This is a genomic window from Ruegeria sp. CDSB022, assembly GCF_059611145.1.
The window spans coordinates 367015-385111 of the sequence record NZ_JBXWOZ010000002.1; the positions used below are offsets into that span (position 1 = coordinate 367015).

Here is an 18097-nt window from a genome sequence, read left to right on the forward strand (position 1 = left end):
ACGGGTTGCATTGCAATGTTCCGCCCGGCAAGCTGGACACATGTTTTCGATTGAGCATGAATTCGACTCGACGGTCATAACCTTGGTGGACGAAGGCGAAAAGCCTTTGAACGAGGATGTGGTTATTAACAATTTTGCAGAATGCGTAACGCTGGAACAACTGGATCCGCGCACTGACCAGGTTCAGAAGATTACGCTTTCGCCCGAACAGGTTCGTGATCTGGCTGCGGCACTGGATCTGCCCGAAGGTGTTTACCAAATTCGCGAAACCCCCGATCAGGCCTGACACACAAAGACTTTCTCGCGCAATGTCTGGCCGCGCTTCAGGATCAGTGCGGACGGAGCAACCCCCAGCGCCACCGCCAGAAGCTCACGTGTGGCTTCATTTGCCCTGCCGTTTTCGGGCGGTGCAGTGATATATATTCTGATCGTTCCGTCCTGAACCAAAATCCTGTCTGCTGCGGCTTTCGGGGTAACCCTGACCGCAATCTCAGCATTCGGTGCAACACGGTCGCTCAGGTCTGGAAGATTTCTTAGTTTCGGTTTTCCCATTGGCACCTTCTGTTAACAAAGACCCTTGCACGGTTGGGCGGGGAATGAAATTGATCCAACTGGTCCAGCCGATTGCACTTGAAACTCGCCAGACGTTCAACCAGATACAGACAGCCTATGTAAAGGAAGTTAACATATGTCCTTGAAGAATCCGGCCGCTTTTGAGTTTCTGCAGACCCGTCGGTCGCGCCCAGCCAAAACGTTGATTGAACCAGCCCCCGACCGTGAGCAGCTGATGCCCCTGCTAACCGCAGCAGCCCGCAGCCCGGATCACGGAAAACTGGAACCCTGGCGGTTCATCGTGCTTGAAAAAGGCGCAATGGGGCGCCTGTCGGGGCTAACGCAGGAATGCGGTGAGGCGCTTGGCAAATCCCCTCAAGACATTGAAAAAGCGCGCGGACAGTTTGATTTAGGCCATCTCGCCGTCGCTGTGATCGAGGTTCAGAAGCCTTCGGAAAAGATTCCAGCCATCGAGCAGACCTATTCAGCTGGGGCTGTTTGCCTTGCTTTGCTGAACGCTGCTTTGACCGCAGGATGGGGCGCGAATTGGTTGTCTGGCTGGCAAACCCACGATCCGGAATTCTGTCGCAAGGCGTTTGAATTGCAGGATAACGAACGGGTTGCCGGTCTGATTCATATCGCGACCGAGGGCTCGACCCCGCCCGAACGCCCCCGCCCGGATGTTGATGCCCTGACCGAATGGGTCACAGAATGATCATCCTCAACGCCTTTTTTTCAGCGCTTGGTCAGATCGGAGACCCGAAATTCCGCGGGGTTCTGCTGCGAGGTATCGGCCTGACCATCCTGATGCTGATCGCAGCCTGCGCCGGTGCAATTTGGCTGATCAACCGGCTGTCAGGGGACGAGATATCGCTGCCATTCATTGGTGCAGTTCCCTGGCTGAATGACGTCCTTAGCTATTCCGGCATTTTCCTGGTGCTGATCCTGCCAGTGTTTTTGATGATTCCCGTCGCCTCAGCCATCACGTCTGTGTTTCTGGACGATGTCGCGCAAGCTGTAGAGGACAGGCATTATCCGAGCCTGCCCGCGGTTCCACGCATCCCGATAGGCGATGCGATCACTGACGCGCTTGGTTTTATGGGTGTGCTGATTGTGGCCAACCTTCTGGCGCTGATCCTTTATGCGATCTTCACGCCACTGGCCCCGTTTATCTTTTGGGCGATGAACGGATTTCTGCTGGGGCGTGAGTATTTTACGCTGGCAGCCATGCGCCGTATCGGGCGTGAGGGCGCGCGAAAACTGCGGGCACAACATTCGTCAACAATTTGGCTTGCGGGCACGTTGATGGCCATCCCACTGTCTATTCCGCTGGTGAATCTTGTGATCCCGATTATCGGAGCTGCTACATTCACGCATATCTTTCATAAGCTGTCAGGGCCAACGCCCTGAAGCTTAGTTTCGCGGTTCCATTTGATTTAGCCAATCGAAATCCCGTACCGAAATCACGCCCGAAATAATGATCCCTGCAATGATAGCCCAGAGCACGACCGACACCCCGGTGGTGATCCATAGCTTTTTCTTCATGTGATGCACTTCCGGGGCCCCTGAATGGGTGCCGGGAACGACCTCGCCCAAATCACCCTGGGTCTTGATGCGGATCGGCAGAATCACCAAAAGCGTCATGAACCAGATGACGGCAAACAGAACCAGTCCTGCAGTGATCGTCATGTGTACACCTCCGGTGTTTATACTTGTTCCAACTCGACCAGACAGCCGTTGAAATCTTTGGGATGCAGGAAAAGAACCGGTTTCCCGTGCGCGCCGATCTTGGGTTCACCGCTACCCAGCACCCGGGCGCCGGTTTCTTTCAGGTGATCACGCGCGGCAATGATATCCTCCACCTCATAGCAGACATGATGGATTCCGCCGGCGGGGTTCTTCTCTAGAAAACCATTGATCGGGCTGTCATCGCCCAAAGGATAAAGCAACTCGATCTTGGTGTTGGGCAATTCAATGAACACCACAGTAACGCCGTGATCAGGTTCATCCTGCGGCGTGCCAACCTTGGCACCTAAAGCGCTGCGGTACTGTTCAGACGCCGCCATAAGATCAGGGACGGCAATGGCAACGTGGTTTAAGCGGCCAATCATGGAACTCTCCTACCTTCTGAGTTGCAGCGGTTATGGGGACAGATCAGGCAAAGGACAAGTGCGCCAAATTGCCGTTAACCCCGTGTTAGCCAGAAGTTCCTAGCGTGAAGCATCTGCTGAATAGGAGTTCTGCCATGGACGATTCGAGCCCCTTCACCGCACCCGCACAGCCAACGGCCACGCGGCCGCTGCTGGGACAAACCATTTTGGTTGTTGAAGACAGCCGCTATGCCTGCGACGCTATCCGGTTAATGTGTTTGCATTCGGGTGCGCGGATCAGGCGGGCCGATTGCCTGAAGTCCGCCCGGCGCCATCTTCAGATCTATCGACCTTCGGTGATCTTGGTGGATATGGGGCTGCCAGATGGCTCTGGTGCTGATCTGATTGCCGAATTGGCCATGACTACGCCCCGGATCGGAGCGATCCTGGGCATGTCAGGAGACGACAATTCAGAAACCCTTGCGACAGAGGTTGGCGCGGACGGGTTTCTTGCCAAACCGCTTAACTCACTATCCTATTTCCAGTCGTCTATTCTGAATTGTCTACCTGAAGACCGCCGCCCCTGCACACTCCACGCCGTTCAGGATGAGGTGATATGCCCCGATCCTATGGCCTATCAGGACGACATGGCACATATCGCAGATGTTCTGGCCGGACCGAATGACCATTGGTCACTGGACTATGCGGCCCAATTCCTGCGCGGCGTTGCCCGTGATGCTGAAGATACGGTTCTGGCCGAAGCCGCCCAGCAGTTGGCAGCCTCACGCGCCGCAGGTATGCCCATCACCGCTCTGACAGCCCAAGTTGCGGGAATAGTGCAGGCCCGTCTGGAACAGCGCGAGGCTATCTGAAGTGACAACCGCATATCTAATTACCGCATCGCTCCTTTGTCTGTGGGCATACAGACAGACACGCGTCAGCGCGCGTGACATTCGGAACAGCCGCGAGAGGAAAAAGGACCATTTCCTGTAAACCCGCTAACAGCGAATTGGGAATGGGTTGAAAACAGAAAAAACCGCCACAGGCGACTGTGGCGGGTTTTCTATCAGTCCTGAGGGATAATCCGCAGGCCCAACTCCATCAGCTGGTCCGAGGCCGGGTCGGACGGTGCCTGCATCATCAGATCCTCGGCACGCTGGTTCATCGGGAACATCATGACTTCTCGGATATTGGCTTCATCGGCCAAAAGCATCACGATCCGGTCGATACCAGCGGCACAGCCACCGTGCGGCGGGGCGCCATAATGGAAGGCGTTGAACAGCGCGCCAAATCGGGATTTCACCTCATCCGCGCCATAGCCAGCCAGCTCAAAAGCCTTCAGCATGATCTCGGGCTTGTGGTTCCGGATCGCGCCCGAGACCAGCTCGTATCCGTTACAGGCCAGGTCATATTGATAACCGCACACGTCCAGAGGATTGCCGTTCAGCGCCTCCATCCCGCCCTGCGGCATCGAGAAGGGGTTGTGTTCAAAGTCGATCGCACCGGTTTCTTCGTCTTGCTCATAGATCGGAAAATCGACGATCCAGGCAAAGGCAAAGCGGTCTTTCTCGGTCAGGTTCAGTTCATCACCGATCACATCGCGCGCCCTGCCGGCCACCTTTTCAAAGGCTTTCGGTTTGCCACCCAGGAAGAACGCCGCGTCTCCGACGCCCAGACCCAACTGCTGGCGGATCGCCTCGGTCCGTTCAGGGCCAATGTTTTTGGCCAGTGGACCAGCGGCCTCCATCCCTTCACCCTGATCGCGCCAGAAGATATAGCCCATACCGGGCAGACCCTCTTTCTGGGCAAAGGCGTTCATGCGATCGCAGAACTTGCGGCTGCCGCCTGTGGGCGCTGGTATGGCGCGAATTTCGGTGCCATCCTGCTCCAACAGCTTCGCGAAAATCGCGAAGCCAGACCCGCGGAAGTGGTCGGAGACCACTTGCATTTTAATAGGATTCCGCAGGTCGGGCTTGTCGCTGCCATACCACAGGGCCGCGTCCTTGTAGGAAATCTGCGGCCAGTCCTGATCGACTTTACGGCCGCCGCCGAACTCTTCGAACACGCCGGTCAGAACGGGCTGAATCGTGTCGAATACGTCTTGCTGCTCAACAAACGACATCTCAAGGTCAAGCTGGTAGAAATCGGTGGGTGAGCGGTCGGCACGCGGATCTTCGTCGCGGAAACAGGGCGCAATCTGGAAATACTTGTCGAAGCCCGACACCATGATCAGCTGTTTGAACTGCTGTGGGGCCTGCGGCAGCGCGTAGAACTTGCCCGGGTGCAAACGCGACGGCACAAGGAAGTCACGCGCGCCTTCAGGCGATGATGCGGTGATAATCGGCGTCTGATACTCGCGGAAGCCCTGATCCCACATCCGGCGGCGCATCGAGGCAACAACGTCCGAGCGCAAGGTCATATTCTGCTGCATCACTTCGCGGCGCAGGTCCAGATAGCGATAGCGCAGGCGCGTTTCCTCAGGGTATTCCTGATCGCCGAACACCATCAGCGGCAGCTCGTCAGCGGCGCCCAGTACTTCCAACTCGCGCACGTAAACTTCGATCTCGCCCGTGGGCAATTTCGCGTTCACCAGATCGGCGGCGCGCGCTTTGACTGTGCCATCGATACGGATACACCATTCCGAGCGGACTTTTTCCAGTTCGGCGAATGCCGCGCTGTCGCCGTCGCACAAAACCTGTGTGACGCCGAAATGATCGCGAAGGTCGATGAATAGAACGCCGCCGTGATCTCGGACCCGATGCACCCAGCCAGACAGGCGAACGGTTTCACCGACATTGGCGGCGGTCAGAGCGGCGCAGGTGTGGCTGCGATAGGCGTGCATGGATCATATCCCTTCGGGCGCAGAATTGGTCGGGCCGATACACCGCGTCAGACTGGGAAAGTCAAGGCAAGTCGCACCGTCAAAACGGCCTTTGCACGTTGCCTGAGTAGAAATAGATGCCCAGACCCACCGCAAAGATGATGTTCCCCGCGATGGCATGCAGCAGAACCGCATAGAAAAACGATCCGCGTTTGCGATAGGCCCAGGTGAACAGCAACCCTCCGGCAAATGTCATCAGAGCTACGATCCAGCTCCAATACATCAAATGCGCAAGCGAAAAGAGCGATGCATTCAGTAAATAAGCTGTGCGTCCATTGGGCAGGATCGCGTGGTAACGACGAAAGAACAGCGACCGGAACAGCAGCTCTTGCGGCAGGGCGGAAACGAATGGGTAAAACACCCAAATCATCGCCAGCAGCTCGGGTTGGTTGTGCAACAGGAAAAAGGCAGCTTCGGGACGGGCCACTCGTACTAGCGCAACACAAAACAGTGTCATTCCCACAGCAAAGCCGGCGACTTCGGGCCAGGACCAGTTGCGCCAGCTATATCGCAATTCCGCCCAGGCAAATCCGTGCGTGAAATGCAACAACACGATCCCGATGGCCGTAAAGGTAAACAGCGATGGAAACATCCAGTTGGGCGGGAAAAGTACGGCAATCAGCACAGGTATGGCGACGAAGAACAAACCGAATTCCAGTCGCAACCAACGGGAAGATGCTGCGGCTTCAGCCCAATCGGTTTGCCTGTTCACAGTACCGCCAATTCTGCCCAGATCAGGCCTCGCAAGGAATTGCCCATCCAGAACCTTTCCGCGCTTTGCAGGTTGGTCATGGTCAGCACCGCCTCGCTGACTTTATTATTTTCCAGCAAGTCTTCGCGCAAGATCCCGGGAAGCAAACCGGAGGACAAGGGCGGCGTCAGGCAACGACCATCGGGCATGCCCAGAAAGATGTTAGTGATGGTGCCCTCGCACACTTCGTCACGCTCATTCAGAAACAGCCACTCATCTACGCCCTCGGGCAGTGCCGCCCGGGCCCGGTCATAAACATCGCGCTGCGTCGTCTTGTGCTGCAACCAGATATCAGAGGCGGCAAGCCTCGTATTGGAAACTGCGACCCGCCAGACGGACGGGTTATCCGCCAGTGCACCAGTTGTCACGCCAAACCCGCCACTGATGTCCATCGTCAATCGACAGCGCAACGAGATTGAACCCGCAACTTGGTCAAGCGTTGCAATCGCGCGCCCTGCATCGAAAGGAAGCCCCAATGCCCGTGCCGAACGCTCCATCCGGGCCAGATGTTTTCCAACACGCACAAACCCGCTCTCTGGCCGGAATGCCAGCGTTTCGATCAGACGGAAGTCAGGGTCAGCTGGTGGGCGAAACGTGCCTTCCATAGCGCTTCCTCATATTCGGATGGGGCAGTGCTGTCCCAAACGACGCCCCCACCCACATTCAGCGTGGCCTTGTTGCCGTCGACCATCAGCGTGCGAATAGCCACGTTGAACTCGGATCGCCCGTCTGGCGCGGCCCAACCGATAGCACCACAATAGATATCGCGTGGCCAGGGTTCGAGATCGGTCAAGATCTCCATCGCGCGAATTTTGGGCGCGCCTGTGATCGAGCCGCAGGGAAATAACGCGTTTAGGATATCGGAAAGTTCTGCCCCAAGATGCAGCTGTGCCTGCACCAGCGAGATCATCTGATGCACGGTTGCATATGTTTCGACCTTGAACAGCTCGGGCACCTTCACCGACCCCGGCAAAGCGACGCGGCTGATATCATTGCGCAGAAGGTCGACGATCATGAGGTTTTCGGCGCGGTTCTTGTCGTCAACCGACAGGAAATCGCGGCGGCGCGCATCCTCGGTCATGTCTTCGCTGCGCGGCTGCGTGCCCTTCATCGGGCGGGTTTCGATCATCCGATCAGCATCGGTGCGAAAGAACAGCTCGGGCGAACGGCTGAGCAGATCGGGCAGACCATCCTGCTGAACCAGCACTCCGTGACCGACCGGCTGGCCCACAGCCAACGCCGCATAAAGCGCGGCGCTATCCCCTTGCAATGTCAGGTCAATGGGGAACGTCAGGTTGGCCTGATAGATATCCCCGGCCCCGATCGCATCGTGGACCTGCTGAAAGGCGCGTGCATATCTTGCCTCGTCCCAGCGCGGTGTGAATTCGGCAACACCGCCTAGGGGTGCGGGCAGATCGCACTGGCCTGGCGCATCATAGGCGCCGAAACACAGCAGTGGCAGGCGGCGGTCAGCAGGCATCCGGTCCAACAGGCGGGGTTCCAACGCATATCCAAGCTCATAGCTTGCATAACCGGCCAGCCAGGCCCCATCCGCGCGTGCCTCATCCAGCGCCGACAAAGCCTGTGGCACGTCCTCCGCATTGTCTGCACGGAACACCCGGTCTGGCCGTTCGAAATAAGTTCCCGATCCGGCCGGCCCCTGATCAAAACGAATACGCACGTGCATCCTCATTTGTCGTGCTGCGCGGTATAGACAATACGGCGGTAAGGGAAAGAGGGGAAAGCGGCAATTTCGCCCCTGTTTCCGATACCTCTTGAACCTTTTGGCGCGGTCCCTATAACGCAGAACAATTTGGGCACGCGGGCGGTGCCCTGACTCGCAGTTAACCGAAGGAAACAGGCTATGCCGAGAAGAACCGACATCCAGTCGATCATGATCATCGGGGCGGGCCCCATTGTCATCGGTCAGGCCTGCGAATTCGACTATTCAGGCGCACAGGCCTGCAAAGCCCTGCGCGAAGAAGGATACCGGGTCATTCTGGTAAACTCAAACCCGGCGACAATCATGACCGATCCCGGTCTGGCTGATGCCACTTATATCGAGCCGATCACGCCCGAAGTTGTCGCCAAGATCATCGAGAAGGAACGCCCCGACGCCTTGTTGCCCACAATGGGTGGGCAGACCGGACTGAACACCTCACTTGCACTGGAAGAGATGGGCGTACTGGACGAGTTCGGTGTCGAGATGATCGGTGCGACCCGCGACGCCATCGAAATGGCCGAAGACCGCAAACTATTCCGCGAAGCGATGGATCGGCTGGGCATCGAAAACCCCAAGGCCACCATCGTTACCGCCCCCAAGCGCGACGACGGCTCCACCGATCTTGATGCTGGCGTCCAGATTGCCTTGGGCGATCTGGAAGACATCGGCCTGCCTGCCATCATTCGCCCCGCCTTTACCATGGGCGGCACCGGCGGCGGTGTGGCTTATAACCGCGAGGATTATATTCACTTCTGCCGCTCGGGCATGGATGCCTCGCCGGTAAACCAAATCCTCGTCGATGAGAGCCTGCTGGGTTGGAAAGAGTATGAGATGGAGGTGGTACGCGACACGGCCGACAACGCCATCATCGTCTGTTCCATTGAGAATATCGATCCGATGGGTGTGCATACCGGCGACTCGATCACTGTGGCCCCTGCCCTGACACTGACCGACAAAGAATACCAGATCATGCGCAACGGCTCCATCGCCGTTCTGCGCGAGATTGGGGTCGAGACTGGCGGTTCGAACGTACAATGGGCGATCAACCCCGAAGACGGCCGGATGGTCGTGATCGAGATGAACCCCCGCGTGTCGCGTTCGTCCGCGCTGGCGTCCAAGGCGACCGGGTTCCCGATTGCGAAGATCGCGGCCAAACTGGCTGTTGGCTATACGCTGGACGAGCTGGACAATGACATCACCAAGGTCACGCCCGCCTCCTTCGAACCAACCATCGACTATGTCGTGACAAAAATTCCGAAATTTGCGTTCGAAAAGTTCCCCGGCTCTGAACCTTACCTGACCACGGCGATGAAATCGGTGGGTGAGGCCATGTCCATTGGTCGCACGATCCACGAATCGATGCAAAAGGCGCTGGCTTCGATGGAATCCGGCCTGACTGGCTTTGATGAAGTGGAAATCCCCGGCCTGAACGTTGGTATCTGGGACGAGGTCAGTGACAAAGTCGCGGTGATCAAAGCGATCAGCAAGCAAACCCCCGACCGTCTGCGCACCATCGCGCAGGCCATGCGTCATGGTTTGACCGATGATGAGATTTTTGGGGTCACCAAATTTGACCCTTGGTTCCTGGCCCGCATCCGCGAGATCATCGAGGCCGAGCGTCAGTTGCGCAAAGACGGCCTGCCGGTGACCGAAGAAGGCATCCGCAGGCTGAAAATGCTTGGCTTTACCGATGCGCGCTTGGGCAACCTGACAGGCCGTGACGAAGGCAATGTACGCCGCGCCCGCCGCAATCTGGGTGTTAACGCAGTGTTCAAACGCATCGACACCTGTGCCGCCGAGTTTGAGGCGCAGACGCCCTATATGTACTCGACCTACGAAGCCCCTATGATGGGTGATGTTGAGTGCGAGGCGCGCCCGAGTGATCGCAAGAAGGTTGTTATCCTGGGCGGCGGACCCAACCGGATCGGTCAGGGGATCGAATTCGACTATTGCTGTTGTCACGCCTGCTTCGCACTGACCGATGCGGGCTATGAGACCATCATGATCAACTGTAACCCCGAAACGGTTTCGACCGACTATGACACTTCGGACCGGTTGTATTTCGAACCGCTAACTTTTGAACACGTGATGGAAATCCTGACGAAAGAACAGGAAAACGGCACGCTGCACGGTGTTATCGTTCAGTTCGGTGGTCAAACCCCGCTGAAACTGGCCAACGCGCTGGAAGAAGAAGGCATTCCGATCCTCGGCACTACTCCCGACGCCATCGACCTCGCCGAAGACCGCGAAAGGTTTCAGGCGCTAGTCAACGATCTGGGCCTGAAACAGCCCAATAACGGCATCGCATCGACCGACGAGCAGGCGCTGAAAATCGCCGAGGATATCGGCTTCCCGCTGGTGATCCGCCCGTCCTATGTACTGGGTGGCCGCGCGATGGAAATCGTGCGCGATATGGACCAGCTTCGGCGCTATATCAACGAGGCCGTGGTGGTCTCGGGCGACAGCCCCGTGCTGCTGGACAGCTATTTGGCGGGCGCGGTTGAACTGGATGTCGACGCCCTGTGCGACGGCACGGATGTACATGTCGCGGGCATCATGCAGCATATCGAAGAGGCTGGCGTGCATTCGGGCGATAGCGCCTGTTCGCTGCCGCCCTACTCGCTGTCGAAAGAGGTCATTGGCCGGATCAAGGATCAGACTTTCAAGCTGGCCAAGGCGTTGAACGTTGTCGGCCTGATGAATGTACAATTTGCGATCAAGGATGACGATATCTACCTGATCGAAGTCAACCCGCGCGCCTCGCGTACCGTGCCCTTCGTGGCCAAAGCCACGGACAGTGCCATTGCCTCCATCGCCGCGCGTGTGATGGCCGGCGAGAAGCTGGCGGATTTCCCGTTGCGCCCGGCTTACAAGACCGTGGACGACACCAAGATCGCCGACCAGATGACACTGGCAGACCCGGATATGCCGTGGTTCTCGGTGAAAGAGGCGGTGCTGCCCTTCGCCCGGTTCCCCGGCGTCGACACTATTCTGGGGCCTGAGATGCGCTCGACCGGAGAAGTCATGGGCTGGGACCGCGACTTCCCCCGCGCCTTCCTCAAGGCACAGATGGGTGCGGGAATGGTGCTGCCATCCTCGGGACGTGCGTTTATTTCGATCAAGGATGCCGACAAGACGCCTGCCATGCTTGAGGCCGCACAAGTTCTGGCCGCGCAGGGCTTTGCCCTTGTCGCCACCCGCGGAACGCAAAGCTGGCTGGCCGAGCACGGTATTGCCTGTGATCTGGTCAACAAGGTCTACGAAGGTCGCCCCGACGTGGCTGACATGCTTAAAGATGGTCAGGTACAGCTGGTGATGAATACCACCGAAGGTGCACAGGCGGTCGAGGACAGCAAGGCCATCCGGTCCATCGCGCTTTATGACAAGATCCCCTATTTCACCACCGCCGCCGCTAGCCACGCTGCCGCATTGGCGATCAAGGCGCAGGCCGAGGGTGATGTCGAGGTCAGGTCCCTGCAAGGCTGACCTTCCCCCACTACACCAGAATAAAGCAAAACCCCCGGTCCATGACCGGGGGTTTTTCATTTAGCCAACCGGCTGCGGTGGTTTCTTGCGCCGTTCCTCCGGCAGGAAGAACACCATGTAGAACACGGGGGCCGCCACCATGGTAAGGACCGTGGCAAAGGCCAGACCACCCATGATGGTCACCGCCATCGACCTGAAGAACGCATCCGTCAACAACGGAGCCATACCCAAAATCGTCGTGATTGCGGCCAGCATCACCGGGCGCAAACGCGAGACCGAAGCCTCGATGATCGATTCACGCAGCCCCTGCCCGGTTGCACGTACCAAATCGATCTCTTCGACCAAAACGATACCATTCTTGATCAGCATCCCCGATAGGCTAAGCAGTCCCAGTAGCGCCGTAAATGTGAACGGCAGACCCGTGCCCAGCAGACCGATCACCACTCCGTTTACCGACATCGGTACCAACAGCCAGATAATGATCGGCTGACGAATGGCGTTGAATATCAGCACCGAAATCAGAACCATGATCAACAGGCTCAACGGCAACTGACGACCCAGGCTTTTATTTGCATCGCCAGCATTCTCGAACTCTCCACCCCATTCCAGTCGATAGCCCGCTGGCAGCTCCATGCTTTCGATGGCTGTGCGGACTTCGGAATGAACCTGCGCAGCTGTCAAATCCGGCGGGATGTCGGCCCCTACCGTAATGGTCAGCACACGATCCCGGCGATGAACCAGCGTATTGAGTGCCTTATATTCGAACCTGTCGACCATCTGCTCGATCGGCACGAATTTCTGCGACTGGTCCGAGAATACAACCTGATCCACGATCGAATAATCCCCGTCCACCGGGCGGCGCAAGATGATCGGAATCAGGCGGTCGCGCTCGCGGAACACACCACCGGTGATCCCATCGGTCGAGAATTGCAGAGTCGCCGCGATATCTTCGCGCGACACCCCAGCGGTCTGCGCCCGTTCGGTCGCATAAATTGGCTGGACAGCCAGCCCTTGTTCGCGCCAGTCGTGATAGACGTTAAGCGCATTGGGCGAGGCCGCGCGCATCGTCTGCACAGCCTCATTCGCAAGTTGCCGAAGCACCGCCGGATCGCTTCCCGAGAAACGGGCCTGAATTGGATCACCGCCGCCAGGACCAAAGACCAGCCGCTTGGTGCGGAACTTGCCTTCGGGGAACTGCGCCGAGCCAAACGCCTCGAGATCCGCCCGCAAAGCCGGAATGTCATCCAATGTTTCCGTCCGGATGATCATGTGACCGTAGCTGGGGTTCGGTTTTTCCGAAGAGTAGGTCAACAAAAAACGAGTTGCTCCTTGCCCAACAAATGTCGTGACAGATACCACATCGTCCCGATCCGCCAGCCAGTTTTCGAAAACAGCCATATCCTCGGCGGTGCGCGCAATGGGTGTGCCCTGCGGCAGGTTGTAATGCACGAAAAACAGCGGTGTATTCGAGTCTGGAAAGAACTGTTGTTTGACCAAGCCAAATCCTGCGAAACAGACCACCGTAATGCCCACCAGCATTGCAATCACCATCCAACGGAACCGCAGCGCCCAGTTTAGGATCGCGCCATAAACACGGAACATGATCCCGCCATAGGCATCAATTTCACCTTCTTTGCCCTGCTTGAAGAAATAGTGCCCAAGCATCGGAGTCACCGTCAGCGCCAGGGTCCAGCTCAGCAGCAGCGATATCCCGATAACAGCAAATAGCGAAAACAAGAACTCACCCGTCGCATCAGGGCTAAGACCAATCCCGGCAAAAGCCATGATGCCAATCACCGTTGCTCCCAACAGCGGGATTTGCGTTTTGGCCGCAGCCTCATCCGCCGCATCGCGCGAATTCTTGCCGCGCAGCATTGCAATCTGCATTCCTTCGGCCACCACAATGGCGTTGTCCACCAACATACCCATCGCGATGATCAAAGCGCCCAGCGAAATTCGTTCCATCTCGATCGAGAACAATGCCATGAACAACAACGTGCCAACCACGGTCAGCAACAGAGTTGTTCCCACAACCACAGCCGCGCGCCAACCCATGAACAGCGCCAAAACCGCAACAACAATAGAGACCGACAGCGCGAGGTTCACCAGAAAATCGTTCGATGCCTGCTCAACAACGACGTGCTGCTGGTAAATCGGCAGGATTTCGACACCATAGGGGATCTGAGAATCCAACTCGGCAAATTTCGCGTCAGCACGCTTGCCGACCTCAACGATATTATCAGTCGAAAGCCCAGCGATACCCAGAGTGAAGGCTTCGGTCCCGTTGAACCGGATGATGACATTGGGATCGGTTAGGCGACCACGATGTACATTCGACATATCGAACAGGTTGATAACCTGGCCCTGCGATCCAACAGAAAGGCCAGCTATGGCGGAAACCGTATCGGACCCTTCGGCGGTTAATATCGCGGTCCGGCCATCTTCTGATCGCAATGACCCCGACGAGTTTACCGAGTCCGCATTTGTAATCGCGTCGGTAAGCGCCTGCAGAGGCACGTTCTGGTTCACCGAAATAGACAGGTCGGGTTCGATAAAGATCGCCTCTTGCGGCAGCCCCATCACCTCGACATCCGCGACACCGTCAACCGTCAGTAGTTCGCGCCGAAGAAATGTGGAAAGCTCATGTTTTTCAGCATCCGAGAAGCCCTCGGCTGTGACCGCATAAAACAAGCCAAACACATCGCCAAACCCGTCATTAACCAGCGGTTCACCCACCCCCGATGGCAGCTCCCGTGAGGCGTCACGGACTTTGGCGCGCAATTTAGTCCAGATCTCCGGTAGCTCGGTCCCATCATAGGCTGAGTTAATCTCGACCTCGATCAGCGAAAAACCGGGCTGGTTCATTGATGTGATTGTCTTGACCTCGCCCATCTGCTGGATGGCGGATTCCAGTGGCTCTGAAACCTCCAGCGCCACTTGTTCAGCCGTTGCCCCCGGATACTGGGTAGCGATGACGGCGTTTTTGATTGTGAAGGCTGGATCTTCCAGACGGCCAAGCGACAGAAATCCCCAGATGCCGCCGAACAAGGCGATCAGGATGACCAGCCATGTATAGATAGGGCGATCAATGGATGCGCGTGCGATGTTCATCAATCCGCCCCTTAGTTGGCAAGACCGGTAAAGCGGCGCACCACCTGACCGTCAATCAAAACGTCGCCGCCGGCGACAACGATTTCTTCCCCGTCACTTAGGCCGTCCAGTACGTTAACATCACCAGTTTCCGTGGGTTCGATGGTAACGGGGACGCGGCGCAGTGTCCCTTGGTCAGCCCCGGTCGGAGAAAACACCATTACGCCCAGCGCCCCTTCGACATCGGCCACAATGGCTGTAGGCGGAACAAAGATTCCCCGTTTCTGGTCCTTGACCCGAACGGTCACAGTAGCCGACGAACCAGGCAGAATTTGCAGCCCTTCAGGCGGTGTCAGGCCAAATTGGATGCGGAAGGTTTGACCGACGCTTGAAGATTCAGCATCGAATTCGCGGATCTGAAGCGGGAAGACTTCGTCGCTCACCGGAAATTTCGCGGTGATGGTGATGTCATCCTGCTGGCCTGACCGTTGAAACAAAATTTCGGGTACGTCGACCTCAATCCGAAGTTCGGACATATCATGGATGCGCACGATCGGGGTACCTGCGGAAACAGTGGTAAAGGCCTCGACCGCCCGGCTGGACACCAGCGCGTTAAACGGTGCCGTCAATGTCGCCTGTTCCAGGTCGTATAGCGCGTCACGCACAGCGATATCAGCCAGTTGCGCCGCAGTCTCAGAGTCGTCCACAGCCACTTGGCTGGCCGCAGTTCCCCGCAGCCGAGACAGGCGGGCCAGGGTCCGATCCGCCTGATCTTTCTGCAGAACGGCACGATCATAGCGGCGCTGGAACGGCTCGCGATCCAGCTCGGCGATCAGCTCACCCTTGGGGATGACAAATCCTTCAGCCACTGGCATTTCAACAATCTGTCCAGCCACCTGAAAGGCCAGATCAACCGTTTGCCGCGCAGCGACGCGACCAAAGAACTGACGTGTGAACCCAGGCGTGGTTTCCTTTACCACCATCAGCTTTACCGGCTTGGCAGCTTCTTCAGCCATGATTGAGCTGGAGAGAAAGATCAGGGCCACGCCCAAAGCAGAGATCAGTTTCATTTCTTCAGTCCCTCGGGAATTCCAGTTTTCAGTATGTTTTCCCGGATCTTCCGGGCCAGTCTTGCGAATTCTGCGGTTTCATCTTTGTTCAGTCCGGACGCGCGCTGAAACAGGGCGCCTGCTTGGGCTACAAGCATCTGGCGTGTTTCTGTGCCTTTTTCGGTCAAAACCAAAAGCCATGCACGGCGATCCTCAGGGTCGCGTTCGCGCCTCAGATAACCCGCTTTTTCCAAGGCATCGGCGGTCGACGTGATTGTCGAAGGAACTGACAGCATGTCAGCCGCTAAAACGCCCATGCGCCTGGGCTGGTCCAATTTGATCACCATATGGCATTCCTGATGGCTCAGCTCTATTTCGATGGCATCGAAGCTCTCCTCGAGCTTCCAATAGAGCGCATACACACCCATCATCGCCTGCATCTCGTGGCTTAAGCGATGCAACAGAGTGTTATGATCATGGACCATGGGATGATTCCTTGCAGAATTTGACGCGTATATACTTCGAAAAACGAACTATTCAAGAACTGAAGCTCAATTTCCAACCAAGCTTAACATTCCCTCGGGTCAATCTCTCTTGAACAATACCAATCATAACGGCATTTTGGGTGAATCCAGAAATCCAGGACCCAACATGTATACGCCAGCAATCACCGGCTCGGGTGTTTTCACACCAGATAATGTCATTACGAATGCCGAGCTCGTTTCGGCCTTCAATGCATATGCCGACAAGATGAACACCCAGAACGCAGAGGCGATTGCCGCTGGTGACGTTGAACCGATGCAGCATTCGTCTGAAGAGTTCATTCTGAAGGCCTCCGGAATCGAAAACCGCTATGTGATGGACAAAGCGGGCGTTCTGGATCCCGACGTGATGCACCCGCTGTTTCGTCAGCGCTCTGACGATGAACCTGGCATCATGACCGAAATGGCCGTTGACGCCTGCAAGAAAGCGCTGGCACAGGCAGGGCGCAACGGGGACGATGTTGATCTGGTAATCTGCGCGGCTTCGAACCATGAACGGGCTTATCCTGCAATCGCGATCGAGATCCAGCAGGCGCTGGGATGCAAAGGCTTCGGATTCGATATGAACGTTGCCTGTTCTTCGGCCACGTTCGGCATTCAGGCGGCGGCGGATATGGTCAGGTCCGGTTCGGTCAAATGTGCGCTTGTGGTAAACCCCGAGATTTGCACGGGCCACCTGGAATGGCGTGACCGAGATTGCCACTTTATTTTTGGTGACGTGGCAACGGCCACCGTGATCGAGCGGATCGAGGATGCGACTGGACCGCATTTCGAGATTTTGTCGACCAGCTGCGCCACGGATTTTTCCAACAACATCCGAAACAATAATGGCTTCCTGCGTCGCACTCGGCCAGAGGGATTGACCGACCGCCGCGACATGCAGTTCATGCAAAACGGCCGTAAAGTGTTCAAAGAGGTTCTTCCAATGGTCAGCAAACACATTGCCGATCACATGGACGCCGAAGGGATCAGCAACGCCGATCTCAAACGTCTTTGGCTGCATCAGGCGAATAAAACGATGAATGATTTCATCGGTAAAAAAGTCATGGGCCGCGAACCCGCCCCCGGAGAGCAGCCAAACATCCTGCAAGACTATGCGAACACGTCCTCGGCAGGGTCGATCATCGCATTTTCGAAATACTCGGACGATTTCACCGATGGCGAGATCGGCCTTATCTGTTCCTTCGGAGCAGGGTATTCCGTGGGTTCGGTAATCGTGAAACGGCACGGTTAAGACAACACTCCGCGCAACCACAAATTCGTACAAGAAAGCCGGGCTCATCCGACCCGGCTTGGTTGTTTGATCCTTGTTTCAGTACTGGCATCACCCCGTCCGGCGGCAAGCGGCAAAAGCCCCAGCATGCGAGCGTTCAGATCGGGTCAAGCTTGACCTAGCATGTCATGAGTATCGGTACGTACACCAAACTGGATCAAGACACCCAGCTTCCCTTGCCTCAGCTCACGCTTTCTTCTTCCAGGTGCAGCTTCATCTCGATCAGAACATGCTGCAGCAGGCTGGTTTCCTTCAACAGGCGTTTGGCCTCGTTCACCGTGATGATACCGTCTTCGATAGCAGACTGGTATTCGGTCATAAGCATGGCAAAGCGTTGGCTCAACGCGATGACATCCGAATTCACACCTCCGGTGCGAGGAGCGTCCGTGTTGCGGCCATCATATGACAGCGTAATGTTCTTGAGGTCGGCCAAAGCCGACGTCACATGCGGAAAGTTGGCCACTGCTTCAAGGCGCGCAACTGCATCAACCGGCATGAACCGATCAGCATGCTCTGCATTATCTGAATAGTATCGGCCAAGCGTGGCTTTGGATTTACCCGTGATCTCGCACGCGGACTCAATTCCAACGTCCTTGACCAACGCTTCGGTGTGCTTTTTGAGATAGGCCCCGATATCTGCCATGTTTTTACCTTTGCTAC

17 protein-coding genes are annotated in these 18097 nt (G+C 56.7%); 6 read left to right on the forward strand and 11 right to left on the reverse strand.

Translation table 11 applies throughout. From position 1 onward, the window contains the following. The first annotated feature begins 40 nt into the window (after positions 1-40). Positions 41-286, forward strand: coding sequence for a DUF8831 family protein (locus AC2FIZ_RS07240; RefSeq protein WP_271949269.1), 246 nt, complete (start codon positions 41-43; stop codon positions 284-286). Here AC2FIZ_RS07240 and AC2FIZ_RS07245 read toward each other — a convergent pair. Beyond that, on the reverse strand, positions 277-552 hold the full coding sequence (locus AC2FIZ_RS07245; RefSeq protein WP_281972679.1) for a DUF167 domain-containing protein: 276 nt from the start codon (positions 550-552) through the stop codon (positions 277-279). The genes AC2FIZ_RS07240 and AC2FIZ_RS07245 overlap by 10 nt on opposite strands. A gap of 136 nt (positions 553-688) precedes the next feature. Between AC2FIZ_RS07245 and AC2FIZ_RS07250 the strand changes: the two genes are divergently transcribed. Together AC2FIZ_RS07250 and AC2FIZ_RS07255 are read left to right on the forward strand one after the other, a co-directional pair. Next, on the forward strand, positions 689-1267 hold the full coding sequence (locus AC2FIZ_RS07250; RefSeq protein WP_281972678.1) for a nitroreductase family protein: 579 nt from the start codon (positions 689-691) through the stop codon (positions 1265-1267). Next, the gene (locus tag AC2FIZ_RS07255; protein WP_185956679.1) at positions 1264-1962 is read left to right on the forward strand and encodes an EI24 domain-containing protein; all 699 of its coding nucleotides are present in this window, start codon (positions 1264-1266) and stop codon (positions 1960-1962) included. Before AC2FIZ_RS07250 ends, AC2FIZ_RS07255 begins: the two co-directional genes overlap by 4 nt. Positions 1963-1965: 3 nt before the next feature. On the opposite strand, the gene AC2FIZ_RS07260 is transcribed toward AC2FIZ_RS07255, so the two are convergent. After that, positions 1966-2241 (reverse strand): DUF1467 family protein, encoded by a 276-nt coding sequence (locus AC2FIZ_RS07260; protein ID WP_142636598.1) that lies wholly within the window; start codon positions 2239-2241, stop codon positions 1966-1968. A 17-nt stretch (positions 2242-2258) separates the two neighbouring features. Next, entirely contained in the window at positions 2259-2663 is a 405-nt protein-coding gene (gene mce / locus AC2FIZ_RS07265) for a methylmalonyl-CoA epimerase (protein WP_281972677.1), read from the reverse strand. 134 nt (positions 2664-2797) lie between these two features. Between mce and AC2FIZ_RS07270 the strand changes: the two genes are divergently transcribed. Continuing rightward, the gene (locus AC2FIZ_RS07270) at positions 2798-3514 is read left to right on the forward strand and encodes a response regulator (RefSeq protein ID WP_281972676.1); all 717 of its coding nucleotides are present in this window, start codon (positions 2798-2800) and stop codon (positions 3512-3514) included. Positions 3515-3708: 194 nt separating this feature from the next. Here AC2FIZ_RS07270 and aspS read toward each other — a convergent pair whose 3' ends face one another. The 4 genes from aspS to AC2FIZ_RS07290 form a co-directional block, all read right to left on the reverse strand. Continuing rightward, positions 3709-5484, reverse strand: coding sequence for an aspartate--tRNA ligase (aspS, locus tag AC2FIZ_RS07275; protein WP_282027578.1), 1776 nt, complete (start codon positions 5482-5484; stop codon positions 3709-3711). Between the two features lie 79 nt (positions 5485-5563). Continuing rightward, positions 5564-6235: a CPBP family intramembrane glutamic endopeptidase gene (locus tag AC2FIZ_RS07280; protein ID WP_496790818.1), complete on the reverse strand. Its 672-nt coding sequence runs from the start codon at positions 6233-6235 to the stop codon at positions 5564-5566. Continuing rightward, positions 6232-6879: an aminotransferase class IV family protein gene (locus AC2FIZ_RS07285; protein WP_496689567.1), complete on the reverse strand. Its 648-nt coding sequence runs from the start codon at positions 6877-6879 to the stop codon at positions 6232-6234. Before AC2FIZ_RS07285 ends, AC2FIZ_RS07280 begins: the two co-directional genes overlap by 4 nt. Further along, complete coding sequence (locus AC2FIZ_RS07290) at positions 6834-7961, reverse strand: aminodeoxychorismate synthase component I (protein WP_496790820.1); 1128 nt, start codon at positions 7959-7961, stop codon at positions 6834-6836. Before AC2FIZ_RS07290 ends, AC2FIZ_RS07285 begins: the two co-directional genes overlap by 46 nt. A 177-nt stretch (positions 7962-8138) precedes the next feature. On the opposite strand from AC2FIZ_RS07290, the gene carB reads away from it, so the two are divergent. After that, entirely contained in the window at positions 8139-11483 is a 3345-nt protein-coding gene (gene carB / locus AC2FIZ_RS07295) for a carbamoyl-phosphate synthase large subunit (RefSeq protein WP_496790821.1), read from the forward strand. 60 nt (positions 11484-11543) lie between these two features. Here the strand turns inward: carB and AC2FIZ_RS07300 are convergent, their stop codons facing one another. From AC2FIZ_RS07300 to AC2FIZ_RS07310, 3 genes are read right to left on the reverse strand one after another with little or no spacing between them, the layout of a single operon-like run. After that, positions 11544-14594: an efflux RND transporter permease subunit gene (locus AC2FIZ_RS07300; RefSeq protein WP_496790823.1), complete on the reverse strand. Its 3051-nt coding sequence runs from the start codon at positions 14592-14594 to the stop codon at positions 11544-11546. 11 nt (positions 14595-14605) lie between these two features. After that, positions 14606-15643 carry an efflux RND transporter periplasmic adaptor subunit gene (locus tag AC2FIZ_RS07305; RefSeq protein WP_271949243.1) on the reverse strand — a complete coding sequence of 346 codons (1038 nt, stop codon included), beginning with the start codon at positions 15641-15643 and terminating at the stop codon, positions 14606-14608. Continuing rightward, positions 15640-16107 (reverse strand): MarR family winged helix-turn-helix transcriptional regulator, encoded by a 468-nt coding sequence (locus tag AC2FIZ_RS07310; RefSeq protein ID WP_496790824.1) that lies wholly within the window; start codon positions 16105-16107, stop codon positions 15640-15642. The genes AC2FIZ_RS07305 and AC2FIZ_RS07310 overlap by 4 nt, the downstream gene beginning before the upstream one ends. A 166-nt stretch (positions 16108-16273) precedes the next feature. Here AC2FIZ_RS07310 and AC2FIZ_RS07315 point away from each other — a divergent pair, with 166 nt between their 5' ends. Continuing rightward, positions 16274-17398: a beta-ketoacyl-ACP synthase III gene (locus AC2FIZ_RS07315; protein WP_281972669.1), complete on the forward strand. Its 1125-nt coding sequence runs from the start codon at positions 16274-16276 to the stop codon at positions 17396-17398. A gap of 220 nt (positions 17399-17618) precedes the next feature. On the opposite strand, the gene AC2FIZ_RS07320 is transcribed toward AC2FIZ_RS07315, so the two are convergent. Continuing rightward, on the reverse strand, positions 17619-18080 hold the full coding sequence (locus AC2FIZ_RS07320) for a hypothetical protein (protein WP_142636888.1): 462 nt from the start codon (positions 18078-18080) through the stop codon (positions 17619-17621). Between the last annotated feature and the right edge of the window lie 17 nt (positions 18081-18097).

What these genes read in the sequence shown, in the direction of transcription:
- AC2FIZ_RS07240 (WP_271949269.1), top strand. Translation starts at nt 41, where the DNA reads ATGTTTTCGATTGAGCATGAATTCGACTCGACGGTCATAACCTTGGTG.
- AC2FIZ_RS07245 (WP_281972679.1), bottom strand. Translation starts at nt 552, where the DNA reads ATGGGAAAACCGAAACTAAGAAATCTTCCAGACCTGAGCGACCGTGTT.
- AC2FIZ_RS07250 (WP_281972678.1), top strand. Translation starts at nt 689, where the DNA reads ATGTCCTTGAAGAATCCGGCCGCTTTTGAGTTTCTGCAGACCCGTCGG.
- AC2FIZ_RS07255 (WP_185956679.1), top strand. Translation starts at nt 1,264, where the DNA reads ATGATCATCCTCAACGCCTTTTTTTCAGCGCTTGGTCAGATCGGAGAC.
- AC2FIZ_RS07260 (WP_142636598.1), bottom strand. Translation starts at nt 2,241, where the DNA reads ATGACGATCACTGCAGGACTGGTTCTGTTTGCCGTCATCTGGTTCATG.
- mce (WP_281972677.1), bottom strand. Translation starts at nt 2,663, where the DNA reads ATGATTGGCCGCTTAAACCACGTTGCCATTGCCGTCCCTGATCTTATG.
- AC2FIZ_RS07270 (WP_281972676.1), top strand. Translation starts at nt 2,798, where the DNA reads ATGGACGATTCGAGCCCCTTCACCGCACCCGCACAGCCAACGGCCACG.
- aspS (WP_282027578.1), bottom strand. Translation starts at nt 5,484, where the DNA reads ATGCACGCCTATCGCAGCCACACCTGCGCCGCTCTGACCGCCGCCAAT.
- AC2FIZ_RS07285 (WP_496689567.1), bottom strand. Translation starts at nt 6,879, where the DNA reads ATGGAAGGCACGTTTCGCCCACCAGCTGACCCTGACTTCCGTCTGATC.
- AC2FIZ_RS07290 (WP_496790820.1), bottom strand. Translation starts at nt 7,961, where the DNA reads ATGCACGTGCGTATTCGTTTTGATCAGGGGCCGGCCGGATCGGGAACT.
- carB (WP_496790821.1), top strand. Translation starts at nt 8,139, where the DNA reads ATGCCGAGAAGAACCGACATCCAGTCGATCATGATCATCGGGGCGGGC.
- AC2FIZ_RS07300 (WP_496790823.1), bottom strand. Translation starts at nt 14,594, where the DNA reads ATGAACATCGCACGCGCATCCATTGATCGCCCTATCTATACATGGCTG.
- AC2FIZ_RS07305 (WP_271949243.1), bottom strand. Translation starts at nt 15,643, where the DNA reads ATGAAACTGATCTCTGCTTTGGGCGTGGCCCTGATCTTTCTCTCCAGC.
- AC2FIZ_RS07310 (WP_496790824.1), bottom strand. Translation starts at nt 16,107, where the DNA reads ATGGTCCATGATCATAACACTCTGTTGCATCGCTTAAGCCACGAGATG.
- AC2FIZ_RS07315 (WP_281972669.1), top strand. Translation starts at nt 16,274, where the DNA reads ATGTATACGCCAGCAATCACCGGCTCGGGTGTTTTCACACCAGATAAT.
- AC2FIZ_RS07320 (WP_142636888.1), bottom strand. Translation starts at nt 18,080, where the DNA reads ATGGCAGATATCGGGGCCTATCTCAAAAAGCACACCGAAGCGTTGGTC.